The sequence below is a fragment of the Methylobacterium planeticum genome, assembly GCF_008806345.1.
Classification (GTDB): Bacteria; Pseudomonadota; Alphaproteobacteria; order Rhizobiales; family Beijerinckiaceae; genus Methylobacterium; species Methylobacterium planeticum.
On record NZ_VZZJ01000001.1, the window covers coordinates 233,194 to 249,654 of the forward strand.

Below are 16,461 nucleotides of genomic sequence, written 5' to 3' on the forward strand. Positions count from 1 at the left end.
CACGGGCCGATCGGACGATCAGCTTTTGGCAGTCGCCTTCTCGGAGGCGCCCTTTCGGAAGGTCCCCCGCAGGTTATCCCACAGCTCCACCTTCACGCCGTTGCGGCGCATGATGACGTATTGCTGGATCACCGAGAGCGTATTGTTCCAGGCCCAGTAGATCACCAGTCCGGCTGGGAACGAGCCGAGCATGAAGGTGAAGATGATCGGCATGAAGGTGAAGATCTGAGCCTGCACCGGGTCCGGCGGCGCGGGGTTCATCTTCATCTGCACGAACATCGTCACGCCCATGATCAGCGGCCAGATGCCGAGATGGATGAAATCCGGGGCGGCGAAGGGCAGGAGACCGAACAGATTCAGGATGCTGGTCGGATCGGGCGCGGCCAGATCCTGGATCCAGCCGAAGAAGGGCGCATGCCGCATCTCGATGGTGATGAACAAGACCTTGTAGAGCGCGAAGAAGACCGGGATCTGGATCAACACCGGCCAGCAACCGGCCACCGGGTTGATCTTCTCCTTCTTGTAGAGTTCCATCATCGCCTGCTGCTGCTTCACCTTGTCATCAGCATAGCGCGTGCGGATCGACTGCATCTCCGGCTGCACGGCCTTCATCTTGGCCATGGAGACGTAGGATCGATTGGCGATCGGCAGGAAGAAGATCTTCAGGATCGCCGTCACGACGAGGATCGAGACGCCGAAATTGCCGAACAGGTGGAAGAAGAAATCGAGGGCCCGGAACATCGGCTTGGTGATGAAGTGGAACCAGCCCCAGTCGATCATCAGATCGAACTGCTTGATCCCGAGGTCCCGCTCGTAGGCGTTGATGGCGTTGACTTCCTTGGCGCCCGCGAACAGGCGCTGGGTCATCGCGACACTGGCGCCCGGCTCGACGTTGCGTGCGTCGGCCCGGACGCTCGCCTGGTAAACCTTGGTCGCACCGTCGGTGCGTTCGGTGAACGCGCCCGTATAGGCGGTCGCCTGGTCGGGGATCGCGGCGGCGGCCCAATACTTGTCGGTGATGCCGACGAAGCCGCCGGTTACGTTCGGCCAGGCCTTGCCCTTGGTGGCCGGCCCACCGTAGGCGGGCTCCTTGGCCAGGTGATCGTAGGTGTATTCCTGCAATCCGTCGCCGCCGAGCACGCCGATCATGCCCTCGTGCAGGACGTAATAGCCCTGGGTATGCGGCTTACCCCAGCGCGACACCAAGCTGTACGGGTAGAGCGTGATCGCGCCCGAGCCCTTGTTCTCCACCTCGTCGCGGACGGTGAACATGAACTTGTCGTCGACTGCGAGAATGCGGCGGAACACCAGACCCGCGCCGTTGTCCCAGCTCAACGTCACGGGCTTGCCGGGGGAGAGGGTCTCGCCGTCGGCCTTCCAGAGCGTCTCGTTGTTCGGCAGCGGGCCGGCATTCTGCCCGACCCAGCCGAACTCGGCGTAGTAGGGCGTCTCGGTCCCGGCCGGCGAGAACAGCACGATGTGCGGGCTCTTGTCGTCCACCGTCTCGTGGTAGTTCTTCAGGGACACGTCGTCGATGCGACCGCCCTTCAGAGCCACCGATCCCGAGATCGCCGGGGTCTCGATGCGGATCCGCGGCGAGCGCGCGAGGGCCGCCTCGCGGGAGATCGGGGCTCCGGACGGCAGCGTCCCGGCCACGGGTGCGGCGGGGCCGCCCTCCTTCGGGCTCGGGGACACAACCCCGTCCGGGGTCGTGCCGGGGCTCTGGTTCGCAGCCTGATTCTGCGCCGCGGTCTGCCGCTGCTGCTCCACGCGGGGAGCCGCGATGAAGTAATTCCAGCCGAGCAGAACCACGAGCGACAGCGCGATCGCCACGATCATGTTGGTCTTGTCATTGCCCATCACTGGATCCGTCGCACGCGTGTCTGTCGAGGGTGGTGGTGCGGGCAGAGCCCGCATCCTCCGCAGGGATTCCGGTCGTCGCCTCAGCCTCACCCGAACGGGTGCGGCGCTCCGCACCTCCCGAAGGTGTGGGCCCGCCCCTCGGCGCGCCAGGGCCGCCGCGTGCGGCTTTCGGGGCCGGCTTCGCGAAGGGCTTGGGCCCACGGGGCTTCGTCACCGTGGAGAGCGCACGGCGCAGGTCGTCCTTCAGGATCTCGAAGGGCGCGGTCAGCGCCGGACGGCGCGCGATCAGCACGATGTCTGCCGCGATCACCGGGGCGTCCTCAGCGACGGCATCGACGGCCTCGCGCAGGCGGCGCCGGATGCGGTTTCGCTCGGTGGCATGGCCAACCCGCTTCGTGATCGTGAACCCGAGATGCAGCCCCTCCGCCGGGGCACCGTCGCGCTGCTCGCCCGCATCCCGCAGGCGACCTTGCGCGGTCATGCGCTCGGTGTGGAAGCGGCGCCCGTTGGCCGCCGCCAGGAAATCGGATCGCCGCTTCAGCCGTTCGATCGTCGACACTGGCGGTTCGATCCTACGGCCCCTCCCAGGAAGGACCGGCTGCGCGCCACGCGGAAGCGGCGCGTCGATCAAGCTTACGCCGAGAGGCGCTTGCGGCCGTGGGCGCGGCGCGCCGCGATCACCTTGCGGCCGCCGGCGGTCGCCATGCGGGCGCGGAAACCGTGGCGGCGCTTGCGCACGAGCTTGCTCGGTTGATAGGTTCTCTTCATGGCTCAAGGCCTCCAAAGGTCGAGGCGCGATCGCGGGCGGCTAAATCCGCGCCGGACCTTCGCGTCCTGAGATTGTCTGCAAGCGCGAAGGGCGCCCGAAAGGGGCGCCACGTCGCGACGAGCCGGCTTATGGCGGAAGGGTCTGCCAGAGTCAACGTTTCGTCGACAGGCGGCCGTGCCCGCGGCGCTCAATGCCCGTCGAACTCCATCAGGGTGCGGACCGGAACGTCGAGATCGCGAAGGCGCTGCGCGCCGCCGATCTCGGGCAGGTCGATCACGAAGCAGGCTGCCACCACCTCGGCGCCAATGCGGCGCAGCAGGTTGACCGCCGCCATCGCGGTGCCGCCGGTGGCGATCAGATCGTCGACGAGGAGGACGCGGTCGCCCGGCTTGATCGCGTCGACATGGATCTCGATCTCGTCAGTTCCGTACTCGAGAGCGTAGGCGATCGAGACCGTCTTGTGCGGGAGCTTGCCCTTCTTGCGGATCGGGACGAAGCCGGAGGACAGCTGGTGCGCGACGGCGCCGCCGAGGATGAACCCGCGCGCCTCGATGCCGGCGACCTGATCGATGCGCCCGCCCGCGTAGGGGTGAACCAGGGCGTCGACGGCGCGCCGGAAGGCGCGGGGGTCGCTCAGGAGCGTGGTGATATCGCGGAAGATGATCCCCGGCTTCGGGTAATCCGGAATCGAACGGATCGATTCCTTCAATGCGATGTGGCGGCGGGCGTCCATGCGGATGGCCTTCTGAGACGAGAGCAGGGCGGTTTTAAGCAGAAGCCCGGTCCACTGGCCAGCGTCGTGCCCCCGGGCAGGTCACGGCGTCGCGAGCCGCGCTCCATGTCCGATCAGCGGCGTCGAGAAAGCCAGGGGCGCGTCGTGAGTGCCGATATCATCGGCATTCCTGCACCGGCCGCCTCGACGGCCGTCAAGGGCCCGCCGATCATCCGTTGCACTTGCGCAGGATGGCGACGAGTTCCCGGTGCAGGATCTCGTTGCCGCAGGCGACCGAGCGTGTGGCCAGTGCCTCGGAGGCACCGTCGGCGGAGCTCACGAAGCCGCCGGATTCGCGAACCAGGATGATGCCGGCGGCCATGTCCCAGGTCTGAAGGTCGCGCTCCCAGTAGAGGTCGAGGCGGCCGCAGGCGACATAAGCGAGGTCGAGGGCAGCCGATCCGAGACGGCGCGTGCCCCCGGAGACCGCCATCACGGCGGCGACCTCCTTCAAGAGGCGCGGGTGGTTGCCGCGACCGAGATAGGGCGTGCCGTAGGCCGCGAGCGCGTCGGCCATGTCGGTGCGGCCGGAGACGCGAAGGCGACGGTTGTTGAGGTAGGCGCCCTTGCCGCGCTCGGCCACGAACAGTTCGTCCTTGATCGGATCATAGATCACGCCGGCGACGATCTGGCCGTCGCGCTCAAGCCCCACCGAGATGGCGAAATGCGGGATGCCGTGCAGGAAGTTCGTCGTGCCGTCGAGGGGGTCGACATGCCAGGTGTGGCTCTTGTCCTGACCCTCGATGACGCCGTTCTCCTCGAGCACCAGACCGTAGCCGGGCCGGGCCTTCATCAGCGCGTCGCGCAGGACTTCCTCAGCCTTCCGGTCCGCCGCAGACACGAAGTTGCCGGGCCCCTTGCGGGATACCTGGAGGTTCTCGACCTCGCCGAAATCGCGCTTGAGACCGCGCGCAGCCTTGCGCACGGCGTCGACCATGACGGTCATGAGGGGAGAGGAGATCATCGGTGTCTTGGCTCGTCCGGATCGCTGATTTGCGCCGGGGTTTAAAGCAATGCGCGAAAAGATCGACCCCGATGCGATGCCGGGCGGACATTCGCGGAGCGTCCAACGCGTCCGCAATCGCGGCCTCCGCGCTCGGGCACGGGGACGCATCGGACGCGCGCTATCCGGAACGGGCTGCGCCGTGGCGCAGCCCACGCGACCCCGTCAGAGGGCCATCGCGGCCTTCAGGTTCTCGTCGACCTTGTCGAGGAAGCCCGTGGTCGAGAGCCATTTCTGGTCCGGCCCGACGAGGAGCGCGAGGTCCTTGGTCATGAAGCCCGCCTCGACGGTGTCGACGCAGACCGTCTCGATCTTGGTGGCGAACTTCGCCAGATCCGCGTTGTCGTCGAGCTTCGCCCGGTGCGCGAGGCCGCGGCTCCAGGCGAAGATCGACGCGATCGAGTTCGTCGAGGTCTCCTTGCCCTTCTGGTGCTCGCGGTAGTGGCGCGTCACGGTACCGTGGGCGGCCTCCGCCTCGACCGTCTGGCCATCGGGGGTGAGCAGTACCGAGGTCATCAGGCCGAGGGAGCCGAAGCCCTGCGCCACGGTGTCGGACTGCACGTCGCCGTCGTAGTTCTTGCACGCCCAGACATAGCCGCCGGACCACTTGAGGGCCGAGGCCACCATGTCGTCGATGAGGCGGTGCTCGTAGGTGATGCCGGCCGCATCGAAGCGCGACTTGAATTCGTTCTGGTAGACCTCTTCGAACAGGTCCTTGAAGCGACCGTCATAGGCCTTGAGGATCGTGTTCTTGGTCGACAGGTAGACCGGGTACTTGCGGTTCAGGCCGTAATTCATCGAGGCGCGGGCGAAGTCGCGGATCGACGCATCGAGGTTGTACATCGCCTGGGCCACGCCGGCGTCCGGGAACGTGAAGACCTCCTTCTCGATGACGGTCCCGTCATCACCCTCGAACTTGATGGTCAGGCGGCCCTTGCCCGGCACCTTGAAGTCGGTCGCCTTGTACTGGTCGCCGTAGGCATGGCGCCCGACGACGATCGGCTGCGTCCAGCCCGGGACCAGGCGGGGCACGTTCTTGCAGATGATGGGCTCGCGGAAGATGACGCCGCCGAGGATGTTGCGGATGGTGCCGTTGGGCGACTTCCACATCTCTTTCAGGTTGAATTCCTTCACGCGCGCCTCATCGGGGGTGATGGTCGCGCACTTCACGCCGACGCCGTGCCGCTTGATCGCATTGGCGGCATCGACCGTGACCTGATCGTTCGTGGCGTCCCGATGCTCGACGCCGAGGTCGTAGTAGTCCAGATCGACGTCGAGATAGGGGTGGATCAGCTTGTTCTTGATCTCGGCCCAGATGATCCGGGTCATCTCGTCGCCGTCGAGTTCGACGACGGGGTTCGCCACCTTGATCTTGCCCATAAGCCGATGCCTTCCCTGATGCCCTACGTCCGCGGGCACGATCCCATGCAAGGTGCGTGCGCCCGCGGATGCGGGTCATAGCGTGGAGGGTCCGGCGGGAAAAGGCTTCGGCCCCTCGGGTTTGGCTGACAGAGGCAGCCTCCTGTCAGGCCGGGACCGAACGTCTGCGCTGCGCGTGGACGACTGCGCGGTCTCCGGGCGCGCGCGATCTCGCGCCCAGCCAATCCCCTCGCAGGAGCCCGCGGTCCAAGTCCGGATGCGCCGAGTTTCGGACTTCAACGGGCACACGGGTTGTCGCGTGCGTTTCGGAAGAACGGCCTGGAAAACCGGATCGCCGGCGGGCTAAGAGCAACGTCGGTTCGCTCGTCCCACGCGGTTCATGTCCAAGCAGATCGAGATCTCTCCGGGCGTCGCGCCGGCCATCATCCTGGTGGAGCCGCAACTGGCCGAGAATATCGGGATGACCGCCCGCGCGATGGCGAATTTCGGCTTGTCGGAGTTGCGCCTCGTCAATCCGAAGAACGGCTGGCCGAAGAAGGGCGTGCGCGAGGCGGCCTCCGGCGCCACCCACGTCCTCGATGCGGCCAGGATCTTCGACAGCGTTCCCGAGGCCATCGCCGATCTGCATTACGTGCTCGCCACGACGGCCCGCGAGCGCGGCCAGATGAAGCGCGTGCTCGCACCGGAGGCCGCGATGACCGAAGTCGCGCGGCGCGAGGGCCAAGGTGTCGGCGTGATGTTCGGACGCGAGCGCGTGGGCCTGACCAACGACGAGGTGTCGCTGGCCGATGCGATCGTGACCTTCCCGGTCTCAGCCGATTTCCCATCGCTCAACCTCGCCCAGGGCGTGTTGCTGATGGGGTATGAATGGCGCCGGGCCACCGGCCGGGCCGCGCTTCCGTTCACCGGCGAGCTGCTGTCGCCCCCCGCGACGCGGCAAGCCATGCTGTCGCTCTTCGCGAGCCTCGAGGAGGGGCTCGCGGCGGCGGGTTTCTACCCGCCCGAGAAGCGGGAGATCATCGCCCGCAACATGCGTGACATGCTCCACCGGATGGCGATGACGGAGCAGGATGTCCGGACCTTCCGGGGGGCGCTGCGTGCGCTGAGCCGGCACGCGGCGGCGCCATCGAACGATTGAGCGAATGCGCGAGAACGGAGTCGGCACGCATTAACAACCTCCACAGCTTTGGCTGCGAGCATGCCGGCCCATGCAACCCAACTCACTCAGCACCATCGGCGGCGAGTTCGCGGATCCACTCCGCGAAGCGGCCTTTCAGGCGGAGCGCCTGCCCGAGACGCTTCGGCACGCCCGATTGCTGTTTGGGCTCGCGGCGATCCTCAACTTCCTGTTTCTCGCGAGCGATTGGCGCTTCGCGGGTGATCCCCACTTCGTCGTGGCGGTTCCGGCGCGTCTCGGCGTGGTCGTGGTCTCGCTGCTCTGCCTCGGCCTCGCCCCGCGGGCGCAAAATTTTCCGTGGCTTCAGCGGCTCATCCTCGGCTGGGAAATGGCCACTGCGGTCTGCGTCGCGCTCCTCGTGTCGTCCCGCTCTGATATCGCCCTGTTCGTCGTCCTGATGTTGCCTGCGATCTTCCTTCTCGTTGTGCCGACGAGCTTCCGGTGGACCGTGATGGTCGGCGTTGGGACATCGGGCCTGCTCCTCGCCGGCTACGCGCTGCCGCCGCCCCTGCCCGCGACGAGTATCGGCCTCGGGCTGGCGGCCGTCATGGCGAACGTTGCGCTGCTCCTCGTCGTCGTGCGCTCGAACCGGCTTCGTCGCCTCGAGTGGATCGCCATGCAGGCCGAGCGGCGCGCCAACCAGGAGCTTCAGGATAGTCGCCAGCTCTTCGAGGCCCTCTTCAAGGCGGTTCCGATCCCGGTGGTCGTGTCCGATCAGCGCGACGGTCGCTTCGTGAACATGAACGATGCCGCCCGCTCGTTCTTCGAGATCGGCACCCCGGGCGATCTGGAGGTTCTGAGCACGCGGGATCTGATCGGCATCGCGGAACGCAAGCGCGTCCAGGCCGAACTCGATCGCCACGCGACGGTGCGCGACATCGAGATCGCGTTGAGAACCGTCGAGGGTGACCGCCGGGACGTCCTGCTGTCTGCCGATTCCGTTCAGATCGGAAGCCGTCCCTGCGTGATCACAAGCCTCGTCGACATCACCAGCCGCAAGGCGGCCGAGGAGATGATCCGCGATGCCGCCCACCACGACGTGCTGACGGGCCTTCCCAATCGCGCCCTGTTCCAGGCGACCCTCGATGCCTCGCTGGCGCGTGCCGAGCGTGAGCAGTCCCATATCGGCCTGATCCTGCTCGATCTCGACGCCTTCAAGGAGGTGAACGACACCCTCGGGCACGATGCCGGGGACATGCTCCTCAAGGAGGTCGCACAGCGTCTCTCGACCCTGGTGGGACCCGGGGACCTTGTGGCGCGGCTCGGTGGCGACGAGTTCGTGCTGATCCTCGCTGGGGATTCGGGAACCCGGGAACAGAGCCAGCGCATTCACGCCGTTGCGGCCGCGATCCCGGATGTGCTGGCCCCGGCCGTGGCGATCGGTGGCCGCAGCGTTTCACCGCGTGCGAGCCTCGGCCTCTCACTCTACCCGGAGCACGCCCGCAACGCGGCCGATCTCCTCACCAACGCGGATCTCGCGCTTTACGCAGCCAAGGCCGCGGGACGAAACCAGGCCGCCCTTTTCAAGCCGGCGCTGCGCGCGAACATCGAGGAGCGCGTCACGATCGCCCGCGAGATCCGGACGGCTTTGGAGGAGGGCGGCATCGTTCCGTTCTATCAGCCGAAGGTCAATCTCGACACGGGCGCGATCGTCGGATTCGAGGCTCTGGCACGCTGGCACCACCCGGCGCGCGGGTTGCTGGCACCTGCGGCCTTCGCCTCGGCCTTCGACGATCCGGAAATCGGCGCGGCCCTCGGGACGCGGATCGCGCAGCAAGTTGCGCTCGACCTGCGCAGCTGGCTCACCAGCGGTCTCGATCCCGGCAGGATCTTCGTGAACCTCTCGACCGCGCAGTTCGTCGAACGCGACCTTGCCGAAACGTTCCTCACCATGCTCGAGGCGTCCGGGCTGCCGACGGCCCGTCTCGGGGTCGAAGTCACCGAGACCGTCCTGCTCGGTGGGCGCGGCGAGCGGGTGGCCGAGGTCCTCGAGCGCCTTCATGCCGCCGGGATCCGCGTCGCCCTCGACGATTTCGGGACGGGCTACGCGTCCCTCACCCACCTGAAGCGGTTTCCCGTGGATGAAATCAAAGTGGACCGCAGCTTCGTCAACGACCTGACACGCGACGTCAACGACGCCGCCATCGTGACGGCCGTGCTGCAGCTCGGTCGCAGCCTCGGTCTCGACGTCACGGCCGAAGGTGTCGAGACGGTCGAGCAGGCGCGCTTCCTGCAGGCGGGCGGCTGCACCTTCGCCCAGGGCTACCTCTACGCCAAGCCGATCGCGTCGAGCCGCATTCCCCGGCTTCTGCAGAAGGGTGTCGGCGCCCTCGCCACACCGTCCGCGGAGTTCGCAGATCTCGCTGCCGCGGGGTGACGCCCTCCGTTTCGCTCAGTCGACCTGAGCGAGGGCCTGATCGATATCGGCGATCAGATCCTCGACGTTCTCAAGACCGATCGAGAGGCGCACCGTATCGGGGCCAACGCAGGCAGCCGCCTTGTCGCTGTCATCGAGTTGGCGGTGCGTGGTCGTCGCCGGATGGATCGCCAGTGACTTGATCTCGCCGATATTCACGAGGTGCGAGATCAGCTCCAGGCTGGTGATGAACTTCAGCGCCGAGGTCTTGCCAGCCTTGAGCGCGAAGGTGAAGATCGAGCCCGGACCCTGCGGCACGTAGCGCTTGGCCAAAGCCTCTCCGGTCTGGCCCGGCAAATCCGGATAGCTGACCCAGGCGACCTTCGCATGGTCCTTGAGATGGGCCGCCACCGCCCGCGCGTTCGCACAATGCCGCGCCATGCGCAGCGGCAGCGTCTCGATGCCGGTCAGGGTCAGGAAGGCGTTCATCGGCGAGAGGCCCGGACCGAGGTCGCGCAGGCCGAACAGACGGCACGCGACCGCGAAGCTGATGTCCGGGAAGCGCTCGGTGATCACGAGCCCATCGTAATCGGGCCAAGGGTCGGTGATGAGATTGTAATGCCCGTGCTTCGTCCATTCGAACGAGCCCGCGTCGCAGATGACGCCCCCGATGGTCTGGCCGGACCCGCCGAGGAATTTCGACGTCGAGTGCACCACGATGTCGGCCCCGTGCTCGATCGGCCGGATGAGCGCCGGAGACGCCAGGGTGTTGTCGACGATCAGCGGCAGGCCGTGGCGCCGCGCCACCGCGGCGATGCCCTCGAGGTCCATCACGGTGGCGCAGGGGTTCACGATCGACTCGCAGACGATCGCGCGCGTCTCCGGCGTGATCGCCGCCTCGAAATCCTCCGGGGTCAGTCCCTTCGTGAACTGAGGCTTGAGGTTGTAGCGCCCGTCGAGACGGCGCATGAGCCCGAGCGATCCACCGAACAGGCGCGAGGAGGCGACGTAGGCGTCCCCGCTCCTCATCAGGGTCAGGAGGACGAGGAGCACCGCCGACTGCCCGGATGAGACAGCGACCGCGGCCTTGGCGCCCTCCAGGGCGGCCACGCGGCGCTCCAGGGCCGCGACGGTCGGGTTCGAGCCGCGCGAGTAGGAGAAGCCGGTACGGCGCATCGCGAAGATGTCGGCCGCCTGCTCGGTCGAGTCGAACACGAAGCCATTGGTGAAGTAGATCGGCTGCACCCGCGCGCCGGTGGCGGGATCGGGCGCGGCGCCCGCGTGGATCGCCTGGGTGGCGAAGCGGTGGGAACGGGTGTCTGACATCGGCTCGACTTCTTGGGTCGGTGGGGCGACCGGCGATTCAGGCCGCGCGCCGGACGAAGGCCCGCAACGTTCGGACCAGCGTCTTGGGCTCGTAGGGCTTGGGAATGAAGCGAGCGCCGTCCGGCATGTCGTGCGGGCCCGGCGTACCCATCCCGGAGACCACCAGAACCGGAATGGCGGGCCAGCGATCGGCGACGAGGCGCGCCAGCGCGAACCCGTCCATCGAGCCCTGCGGCATGTCGACATCGGTCATGAGCAGGCCGACATCGTCGCGATTTTCCAGAACCTTCAGGGCCTTGTCCGCATGGGTCGCCTCGACCACCGTGAAGCCCGCATCCGTCAGCGTGTCGGACGCTTCCATCAGGAGAAGGCCGTCATCTTCCACGAGGAGAACGACGGGTTGCTCGGACGGAGTGTCAGTCATCAGGCCTGAGGCGATCCCTTGAACAGGAGTCCGGGGCCTATTCCCCGCGCCACGCCCCGTCAAGGACCGGCGGGGCTCGGGTCCACCGGTGGCTCGCCCCTCGTCGCAACCTGGACCGACATCGCGTCGTCGATCGAACCCCGAGACGGCGTTGTCGAAGTGGGCCGTGAGCGGTGCGTCGAGGGTCAGGACGACGCCCGTGCTCGGATCCTGCGGCGGACCATGCCGTCGAAGCTCTGGCTCAAGCCGCGCTCGAACAGGCGGGTTCCGAACCCGGTCCGCGTCGGGACGCGACCGGGCGGACCATCGACCGCCGGCTCGACGCCTCACGATCCGCTGCCAGCCGGCCGTCGACACGCCGCGTCGGAGCCACCAATATCCGGCTACGGAATATCGATGTTCATTCAGGTGACGACTTGAGCGAATCCGGCTCGGTGAAACTTCTCATTTGTTTCGGCCAAGCAATACGAGCCAGCCGACACCGATCGTGAACACCATCATGCCGATCGTGATGAAGACCGGCGTCCCGAGGTCGATCAGCCGGGGGGCGAGCTGGGTCGCGAAGGCGGCGACCACGAGGGCGACGGCGACGCGCGCGGCCGCGCGCTCGATGCCGCGCGTCACCTTGTCGAGCCCCTTCACCTCGATCTCGACGGTGACGCGCCCCTGCTTCAGGCGCACCAGCATCAGGTGAATCAGGGTCGGCAGCTCGGAGGCCGCGCCGAAGAGACCAACGCTGAGCGCTTCGGCCTTGCGCTTGATCCCCTTGAGGGAGAACTGCGTCTGCATCGTCGAGCGCACCGTCGGGCCGGCAGCGGCGAAGAGATCGAAGTTCGGGTCGAGCTGGCGCATCACGCCGTCCGCGGTGACGAGTCCCTTGAACAGGATGGCGAGGTCGGTCGGCATCGCGAGGTCGTTCTCGCGGGCCATCGTCATGAAGTCGGTGAGCACGAGCCCGAGATTGAGCGGGATCGAGGAATGGCTCTCGACGAAGGCCTGGGCCGAGGCTTCGAGTTTGGTCAGATCGGGATTGCTCGTTCCGGTCCAGTCGAGGAGGACCGCCATGAGGCCGTCGGCGTCCTGCTTGAGCATGGCGCCGATCAGCACGAGGAGCTGGTTCCGGCGCTTCTGCGACAGGCGGCCGATGATGCCGAAATCGATGAAGCCGATGCGATCGCCCGACATCGCCAGCAGGTTGCCGGGATGCGGATCGGCGTGGAACACGCCCTCGATCAGCGCCATCCGCAGGAAGGCATCCGTTCCCTTCTGGGCGAGAAGCTTCTTGTCGACCCCGGCGGCCTGCAAGCCGACCTCGTCGTTCGGGGAGATGCCGTGGATGAATTCTTGAACGAGGACGCGTTCCGAGCACCATTCCCAGAAGATTTTCGGGAAGACGATGTCATCGCGACCCTCGAAGATCGCGGCAAGCAACTCGCAGTTGCGAGCCTCGTTGAGAAGGTCGAGCTCGCCGTTCAGACCCGCCGCGAGGTGACGCATCTGCTCGCGCGGCTGGTAGCGCGCCATGTCGGGCCATTCGGATTCGACGATGCGCGCGCCGTGCGCCATCAGGCGCAGATCCGCCTCGATGATCTTGCGCAGGCCCGGCCGCAGCACCTTGACCACGACCTCCTCGCCGGAATGGAGCCGGGCCCGGTACACCTGCGCGATCGACGCGGACGCGATCGGGTTGAGGTCGAACTCGGCGAAGATCTCGTTCGGCGAGGCACCGAGATCGGCTTCGAGCTGCGGCCGGATCAGGTCCCAGGGCACCGGCGAGACCTGGCTGTGCAGCTTCTCCAGTTCCTCGGTCCAGGCGGGGGAGAGCAGGTCCGGCCGGCTCGCGAGGACCTGCCCGAACTTGATGAAAGTCGGTCCCAACGCCTCGATCGCGCGGCGCAGGCGCTCGGGCTGGGACAGCCGCGTGACATCGACCCGCGGCTTGCGCCGGGGAAGCAGCGGGATGTAGCGGAGCCCGAGGCGGTCCACGACCTTGTTGACGCCGAAGCCGATCAGGATCGTGGCGATCTCGGACAGGCGCTGACGATCGCGCGCGGCAACGAAGGCGGTTTTCAGCATTGAGCGGTTCGACCCGTAGAGGCGCAGTGAGGCAGCCAGGCCCCGGGGACATCACGCGGTTCCGACTTTTTTAGGGTCGGGGCTGCGCAAACGTCCGTACGGAATGGCGCCCACGCCCTTCGCGCGCCGTGCCGCACCCGCCGGCAACGCCTTGCGCCGCTCTCGCGCCCGGGCGTACACGGCTCCGCATGGCCAGCCCGAGGAGACACCGATGACCGACCGCCTGCCCGGCTTCAACACGCTGGCGATCCACGCGGGCGCCGCCCCCGACGCGGCGACCGGCGCGCGGGCGACCCCGATCTATCAGACCACCAGCTTCGTGTTCGACGATGTCGACCATGCGGCCTCCCTGTTCGGGCTGCAAGCCTTCGGCAACATCTATTCGCGGATCACCAACCCGACGAACGCGGTCCTGGAAGAGCGGATCGCGGCTCTCGAGGGCGGCACCGCGGCGGTCGCGGTGGCGTCGGGTCACGCGGCCGAGTTCCTGACCATGCACGCGCTGATGCAGCCCGGCGACGAGTTCGTGGCGGCGAACAAGCTCTACGGCGGCTCGATCAACCAGTTCAACCACTCCTACAAGAATTTCGGCTGGTCGGTGGTCTGGGCCGACACCGACGATCCGTCCTCGTTCGAGCGGGCGATCACGCCCCGCACCAAGGCGATCTTCTGCGAGTCGATCGCCAATCCGGGCGGCGTGATCACCGATATCGCGGCGATCGCTCAGGTCGCCAAGCGCCACAAGATCCCGCTCATCGTCGACAACACCATGGCGACGCCGTACCTGATCCGCCCCTTCGAGCACGGGGCCGACATCATCGTGCATTCGGCGACCAAGTTCCTCGGCGGCCACGGCAACTCGATCGGCGGATTGATCGTCGATGGCGGCAGCTTCAAATGGGCTGGCGACGACCGCTACCCGATGTTGAGCCAGCCGCGGCCGGAATATGCCGGGATGGTGCTCTCCGAGACGTTCGGCAATTTCGGCTTCGCCATCGCCTGCCGCGTGCTCGGCCTGCGCGACCTCGGCCCGGCGCTCTCGCCCTTCAACGCCTTCCTGATCCTCAACGGCATCGAGACGCTGCCCCTGCGCATGCAGCGCCATTCGGACAACGCGCTCGTGGTCGCGACCCATCTGTCGCAGCACCCGGCGGTCGCTTGGGTCAGCTATCCGGGGCTCGAGACCGATCGCTACCATCAGCTCGCGAAGCGCTACACGCCGCATGGCGCCGGCGCCGTCTTCACATTCGGCCTCACGGATGGCTACGAGGCGGGCGTGAAGCTCGTCTCCAACCTGCAGTTGTTCTCGCACCTCGCCAATATCGGCGATACCCGCTCGCTCGTGATCCACCCGGCCTCGACCACGCATCGGCAGCTGACGGATGCGCAGAAGACCGCGGCGGGCGCCGGGCCGGAGGTGGTTCGCCTCTCCATCGGCCTGGAAGATCCCGCGGACCTGATCGAGGACCTCGACGCCGCCCTGACGGCGTGAAGCCGGCTCCTCAGCTGGTCACAACCGACGCCGGCGCGCGCATTGTCCGCGCCGTCCCTCGGGTCGTCGAATTCAGAAGCACCAAGCCGTGATGGCTTTCAGCCGGCCCTCCGGGTCGAGGGTCGGGATCGCGAGGGCGGCACGGCCGCCTTGCCCATCAGGTCCGGCGAGCCAGGGCGCGTCGGCGGCACAATCCTCGCTGATCGCCGGGACGCCGGTGCTCAGCAGCTTCCCGAGGAGCCCTTCGCCGAGCCCGATGCGGGCCGGGCGCGCGGCCTCATCCTCGGACAGGCCCGCGTCGTAGACGAGGTGCCGGCCCTCCGCGTCCGGGCGCCAGATCTCGAAGCTTCGGGCGATCGGGGTGCCGCGGGCGGAAAGGAACACCATCACCCAGGTCCGGCCGGGATCGTAGTTGCACGGGAGGCCGAGCCCGAGGGTCAGCCCGACCTGCTGCGCCTCCTCCTGGCGCAGGAAACGCTCCGACCGGTAGATCTCCCGCAGGACGATGGGCATATCCGCCGCCCAGACGCTTCCGGGCAGGCCGAAGCCCCTTCCGAACCGCTTCATCCGCGAGATCGTCTCGAAGAGTTCGGCAGCCCCGTAATACCCGTCGTGGAGGCCGATCTGGGCGTCCTCCTCCGGATCGTTCTTCCAGACCTCGATCGCGCCGACATGCCCGGCATCGTCGCCGCACAGCAGCACGACGACGGCCTTGATGGCGTCCCCGGCGAAGATCGGCATCGCGATCCCGGAGGTCAGGCCGGCCTCGGAGGCCTTCGCGATGCGCAGGAAGGACGAATCCTTCAGGCTCTTGATCACGATCGGATGACGGGCAGCCCAGGCCGCGCCGGGCAATCCCTCGCCCTTGCGGAAGCGGACGGCCCGGCTGTGCTCGCGGAACGCATCGAGCGCGCCGTAGAGGCCGTCGCCGAAGACCAGCTCCGCGCCGTCCGGGCTCGGAAGCCAGATCTCGGCGGCGCGGATGAAGGAGCGCATGGCCATTCGGCGGCGGCCGGTGTCAGGCGGCGAGCGCCGGCCGGGCGTGTCTTGCGTAGAGGAATTCCAGCACCTCCGCCCGGCAGTGCACGTAGTCCTTGTCCTCGACGAGTTCGAGGCGCTTGCGCGGCCGGGCCATCGGCACGGTCAGGACCTCGCCGATCGTCGCCGAGGGGCCGTTCGTCATCATGACGATCCGGTCGGAGAGGAGCACCGCCTCGTCCACGTCGTGGGTGATCATGATGACGGTGTTCTTCAACCGCATCTGGATCTCCATGAGCTGGTCCTGGAGATGGGCGCGCGTCAGCGCGTCGAGGGCGCCGAAGGGCTCGTCCATGAGGAGCACGGTCGGCTCCATGGCGAGCGCCCGGGCGATGCCGACGCGCTGCTTCATGCCGCCCGAGATCTCGTTCGGACGCTTGTCTGCCGCATGCATCATGTTCACGAGGGCGAGGTTGTGCTCGATCCAGGCGCTCCGCTCCGCCCTGGACTTCTTCTTCGCCAGTACCTTGTCGACGGCGAGCGCCACGTTCTCGCGGACCGTGAGCCAGGGCAGGAGCGAGTGGTTCTGGAACACCACCGCCCGTTCGGGGCCGGGGCTCGAGACTTCCTTGCCGTCGAGGAGCACGACGCCCGTCGAGGCCTTCAGGAGGCCCGCCACGATGTTGAGCACCGTCGACTTGCCGCAGCCGGAATGCCCGATGATCGAGACGAACTCGCCCTTGGCGATCTTCAGGTTCACGTCCCGCAGGACTTCCGTCGTCTTGCCGGCGCGCGTGAAGCTGATGCCGACCTGTGAGAGATCGAGATGGGCCATGGACAATCCC

At 67.2% G+C, this 16,461-nt stretch carries 14 protein-coding genes; 3 read left to right on the top strand and 11 right to left on the bottom strand.

The genetic code is table 11. From position 1 onward, the window contains the following. Positions 1-18 precede the first annotated feature (18 nt). The 6 genes from yidC to F6X51_RS01145 form a co-directional block, all read right to left on the bottom strand. On the bottom strand, positions 19-1,860 hold the full coding sequence (gene yidC / locus F6X51_RS01120; RefSeq protein ID WP_150961142.1) for a membrane protein insertase YidC: 1,842 nt from the start codon (positions 1,858-1,860) through the stop codon (positions 19-21). After that, the gene (rnpA, locus tag F6X51_RS01125; protein ID WP_150961144.1) at positions 1,850-2,422 is read right to left on the bottom strand and encodes a ribonuclease P protein component; all 573 of its coding nucleotides are present in this window, start codon (positions 2,420-2,422) and stop codon (positions 1,850-1,852) included. The genes yidC and rnpA overlap by 11 nt, the downstream gene beginning before the upstream one ends. 74 nt (positions 2,423-2,496) lie before the next feature. Next, positions 2,497-2,631, bottom strand: coding sequence for a 50S ribosomal protein L34 (gene rpmH, locus F6X51_RS01130; protein ID WP_012253788.1), 135 nt, complete (start codon positions 2,629-2,631; stop codon positions 2,497-2,499). Positions 2,632-2,819: 188 nt separating this feature from the next. Next, a complete protein-coding gene (locus F6X51_RS01135; RefSeq protein WP_150961146.1) occupies positions 2,820-3,365 on the bottom strand; it encodes an adenine phosphoribosyltransferase in 546 nt (181 codons plus the stop codon). A gap of 208 nt (positions 3,366-3,573) precedes the next feature. Then, positions 3,574-4,368, bottom strand: coding sequence for an inositol monophosphatase family protein (locus F6X51_RS01140; RefSeq protein WP_150961148.1), 795 nt, complete (start codon positions 4,366-4,368; stop codon positions 3,574-3,576). A 204-nt stretch (positions 4,369-4,572) separates the two neighbouring features. Then, positions 4,573-5,787: an NADP-dependent isocitrate dehydrogenase gene (locus F6X51_RS01145; RefSeq protein WP_150961150.1), complete on the bottom strand. Its 1,215-nt coding sequence runs from the start codon at positions 5,785-5,787 to the stop codon at positions 4,573-4,575. Positions 5,788-6,166: 379 nt separating this feature from the next. On the opposite strand from F6X51_RS01145, the gene F6X51_RS01150 reads away from it, so the two are divergent. Further along, complete coding sequence (locus F6X51_RS01150) at positions 6,167-6,925, top strand: RNA methyltransferase (RefSeq protein ID WP_150961152.1); 759 nt, start codon at positions 6,167-6,169, stop codon at positions 6,923-6,925. Positions 6,926-6,995: 70 nt separating this feature from the next. Next, on the top strand, positions 6,996-9,341 hold the full coding sequence (locus F6X51_RS28840) for a putative bifunctional diguanylate cyclase/phosphodiesterase (protein WP_150961154.1): 2,346 nt from the start codon (positions 6,996-6,998) through the stop codon (positions 9,339-9,341). Between the two features lie 15 nt (positions 9,342-9,356). Here F6X51_RS28840 and F6X51_RS01160 read toward each other — a convergent pair whose 3' ends face one another. The 3 genes from F6X51_RS01160 to F6X51_RS01170 all read right to left on the bottom strand — a co-directional run bounded on the left by F6X51_RS01160 (position 9,357) and on the right by F6X51_RS01170 (position 13,146). Further along, the gene (locus F6X51_RS01160) at positions 9,357-10,646 is read right to left on the bottom strand and encodes an O-acetylhomoserine aminocarboxypropyltransferase/cysteine synthase family protein (protein WP_150961156.1); all 1,290 of its coding nucleotides are present in this window, start codon (positions 10,644-10,646) and stop codon (positions 9,357-9,359) included. Positions 10,647-10,683: 37 nt separating this feature from the next. Next, the gene (locus F6X51_RS01165; RefSeq protein ID WP_150961158.1) at positions 10,684-11,070 is read right to left on the bottom strand and encodes a response regulator; all 387 of its coding nucleotides are present in this window, start codon (positions 11,068-11,070) and stop codon (positions 10,684-10,686) included. A 444-nt stretch (positions 11,071-11,514) separates the two neighbouring features. Continuing rightward, on the bottom strand, positions 11,515-13,146 hold the full coding sequence (locus F6X51_RS01170; protein ID WP_150961160.1) for an ABC1 kinase family protein: 1,632 nt from the start codon (positions 13,144-13,146) through the stop codon (positions 11,515-11,517). 211 nt (positions 13,147-13,357) lie between these two features. On the opposite strand from F6X51_RS01170, the gene F6X51_RS01175 reads away from it, so the two are divergent. Next, complete coding sequence (locus tag F6X51_RS01175) at positions 13,358-14,638, top strand: O-acetylhomoserine aminocarboxypropyltransferase (protein WP_150961162.1); 1,281 nt, start codon at positions 13,358-13,360, stop codon at positions 14,636-14,638. Positions 14,639-14,710: 72 nt separating this feature from the next. Here F6X51_RS01175 and F6X51_RS01180 read toward each other — a convergent pair whose 3' ends face one another. Continuing rightward, on the bottom strand, positions 14,711-15,634 hold the full coding sequence (locus F6X51_RS01180) for a GAF domain-containing protein (RefSeq protein WP_150961164.1): 924 nt from the start codon (positions 15,632-15,634) through the stop codon (positions 14,711-14,713). Positions 15,635-15,656: 22 nt separating this feature from the next. Further along, positions 15,657-16,451 (bottom strand): ABC transporter ATP-binding protein, encoded by a 795-nt coding sequence (locus F6X51_RS01185; protein ID WP_150961166.1) that lies wholly within the window; start codon positions 16,449-16,451, stop codon positions 15,657-15,659. Positions 16,452-16,461 lie beyond the last annotated feature (10 nt).

Bases quoted from the DNA above. Each gene is read 5' to 3' on its own strand.
- yidC (WP_150961142.1), bottom strand. From the start codon at position 1,860: ATGGGCAATGACAAGACCAACATGATCGTGGCGATCGCGCTGTCGCTC.
- rpmH (WP_012253788.1), bottom strand. From the start codon at position 2,631: ATGAAGAGAACCTATCAACCGAGCAAGCTCGTGCGCAAGCGCCGCCAC.
- F6X51_RS01135 (WP_150961146.1), bottom strand. From the start codon at position 3,365: ATGGACGCCCGCCGCCACATCGCATTGAAGGAATCGATCCGTTCGATT.
- F6X51_RS01140 (WP_150961148.1), bottom strand. From the start codon at position 4,368: ATGATCTCCTCTCCCCTCATGACCGTCATGGTCGACGCCGTGCGCAAG.
- F6X51_RS01145 (WP_150961150.1), bottom strand. From the start codon at position 5,787: ATGGGCAAGATCAAGGTGGCGAACCCCGTCGTCGAACTCGACGGCGAC.
- F6X51_RS01150 (WP_150961152.1), top strand. From the start codon at position 6,167: ATGTCCAAGCAGATCGAGATCTCTCCGGGCGTCGCGCCGGCCATCATC.
- F6X51_RS28840 (WP_150961154.1), top strand. From the start codon at position 6,996: ATGCAACCCAACTCACTCAGCACCATCGGCGGCGAGTTCGCGGATCCA.
- F6X51_RS01160 (WP_150961156.1), bottom strand. From the start codon at position 10,646: ATGTCAGACACCCGTTCCCACCGCTTCGCCACCCAGGCGATCCACGCG.
- F6X51_RS01165 (WP_150961158.1), bottom strand. From the start codon at position 11,070: ATGACTGACACTCCGTCCGAGCAACCCGTCGTTCTCCTCGTGGAAGAT.
- F6X51_RS01170 (WP_150961160.1), bottom strand. From the start codon at position 13,146: ATGCTGAAAACCGCCTTCGTTGCCGCGCGCGATCGTCAGCGCCTGTCC.
- F6X51_RS01175 (WP_150961162.1), top strand. From the start codon at position 13,358: ATGACCGACCGCCTGCCCGGCTTCAACACGCTGGCGATCCACGCGGGC.
- F6X51_RS01180 (WP_150961164.1), bottom strand. From the start codon at position 15,634: ATGCGCTCCTTCATCCGCGCCGCCGAGATCTGGCTTCCGAGCCCGGAC.
- F6X51_RS01185 (WP_150961166.1), bottom strand. From the start codon at position 16,451: ATGGCCCATCTCGATCTCTCACAGGTCGGCATCAGCTTCACGCGCGCC.